The organism is Thiolapillus sp. (assembly GCF_048562965.1).
Classification (GTDB): Bacteria; Pseudomonadota; Gammaproteobacteria; order Chromatiales; family Chromatiaceae; genus Thiolapillus; species Thiolapillus brandeum_A.
Window position 1 is genome coordinate 1 of record NZ_JBHNMF010000588.1, and the last position, 1,937, is coordinate 1,937.

Below are 1,937 nucleotides of genomic sequence, written 5' to 3' on the forward strand. Positions count from 1 at the left end.
ACGAGCGCGAGGACATGGTCGAGTACATCAACACCCTCACGGAAGGCAAGGGGCTGGACGAGCAGGCCATCCGCGAGGGTTACGAGTGCTTCAAGGCGGAGAAGAACGCCCGGGAACTGGCCGTCATCGCCGAAAAGCACGGTCTCAGTCCTGATGCCCTGCAAGGCTTCATCGACAGTATCCTGAGCCGTAGAATCTTCGACCCTGATGCGCTGACCGAACTGCTCCGCCCCCTGGGGCTGGGCTGGAAGGTGCGGGCCCAAAAGGAGTTGGAGCTGATGGATGACCTCACGCCCCTGCTGCGCAAGCAGGCCGAAGGCCAGGAAATTTCAGGGCTGGAAGTGTATGAGCGGTAAAAGCGACAAGAAAAAGCCTCTGGTGCCCCGCCTGCGCTTTCCTGAGTTTCGGGAGGCGGGGGCGTGGGAGGTGAAGCGGTTGGGGGAAGTTTGTGAAATAAACCCCTCTACAGGGGATCTGCCGGATAACTTCATATACATTGATTTAGAGTCTGTTGTTGCTGGCCAGCTAGTCAAAAAACAGAAAATATCTAAGGAAGGGGCACCAAGCCGTGCCCAAAGGGTATTGGAAAGTGGAGATGTGATATATCAAACTGTGAGGCCGTATCAGAAAAACAATTATCTTTTCGACCTTAGTGACGGGAACAGATATGTTGCTTCGACGGGATATGCGCAATTTAGAGCCCATGATTCGGAAAATTTTTTATTCCAACTAATACACACTGACAGTCTCATAAACAAGGTGTTATCGCGGTGTACCGGATCAAATTATCCAGCAATCAACTCTTCCGACCTTTCTAAAATACAGGTGGTAGTACCTAGAACAGATGAACAACAAAAAATCGCCCACTGCCTCTCCTCCCTTGATGAGGTGATCGGGCTGCAAGCCAAAAAGGTCCAGGCCCTGAAACAGCACAAGAAGGGCCTGATGCAGCAGCTCTTCCCCGCCGAGGGCGAAACCACACCCCGCCTGCGCTTTCCCGACTTTCGGGAGGCGGGGGCGTGGGAGGTGAAGCGGTTGGGGGAGATCTTTCAAGAAAGGACCGAGCGAGACAGTTCTAGTTTAGAGTTATTGTCAGTGACAATGTCTGAAGGCGTTGTAAAAACATCACAGTTGGACCGAAAAAACAACGCTAGCTCTGACTTGTCAAACTACAAGAATGTTTACCCTAACGATATCGTTTATAACTCAATGAGAATGTGGCAAGGTGCAAGTGGTGTATCTCAATGGCAGGGGATTGTTAGTCCAGCATATACAGTAATAACACCTATCAGTACTCAGAAACCATTTTTTTGGGCATATTACTTCAAACATACTGAAAATATTGAAAAATTCTCTCGATATTCACAGGGTGTTACATCTGATACTTGGAGTTTGAAATTTCCAGCCTTTTCATCAATCAAGATCCCTGTGCCAACCAAGGCAGATGAACAACAAAAAATCGCCCACTGCCTCTCCTCCCTTGATGAGGTGATCGGGCTGGAGTCGCACAAGCTCGACGCCCTCAAGAACCTCAAGAAAGGCCTGATGCAGCAGCTTTTCCCGCAGGATGTGGCATAGATGCAACCTTCTGTGCCGAACAGTCTCCTTCGCTCTGATCTGGACGGCAAGGCTCTGTTGCCGCAGGTAACGCAGGCCAGCCATTCTGAGCATCCCGAGGATGATCAATATCGCGGAGGGCAGGGAGGCGCCATGAACGTCCTTGTGTATCGCCAGGGGACGACAAACTGCCTTGTGTTGCATAAAACGATAATGGCGATACACAACAAAGGTTATATTGGTCGGCGGACACGCCGACATCCCCTGCTTTTTGCGAGGATTCCGGCAGGCCATCCATCATGGCGTGCCGCCGCCAGGCCGCGCTTCGTTTGTCGCCGTGCCTCACGGGACGCTGCTGACCTGCCAAAAAACCACCCCGG

The 1,937-nt window shown here is 51.6% G+C and carries 2 protein-coding genes; both read left to right on the forward strand.

Translation table 11 applies throughout. The annotated features are described in order from the left end of the window. The coding region (locus ACOCD2_RS18040; protein WP_419625856.1) for a type I restriction endonuclease subunit R, EcoR124 family at positions 1 to 356 on the forward strand (356 nt) is incomplete at its 5' end. Then, on the forward strand, positions 346 to 1,578 hold the full coding sequence (locus ACOCD2_RS18045) for a restriction endonuclease subunit S (RefSeq protein WP_419625857.1): 1,233 nt from the start codon (positions 346 to 348) through the stop codon (positions 1,576 to 1,578). The genes ACOCD2_RS18040 and ACOCD2_RS18045, both read left to right, overlap by 11 nt. Positions 1,579 to 1,937 lie beyond the last annotated feature (359 nt).

Coding starts and splice junctions, on each gene's coding strand:
- ACOCD2_RS18045 (WP_419625857.1), top strand. CDS start 346: ATGAGCGGTAAAAGCGACAAGAAAAAGCCTCTGGTGCCCCGCCTGCGC.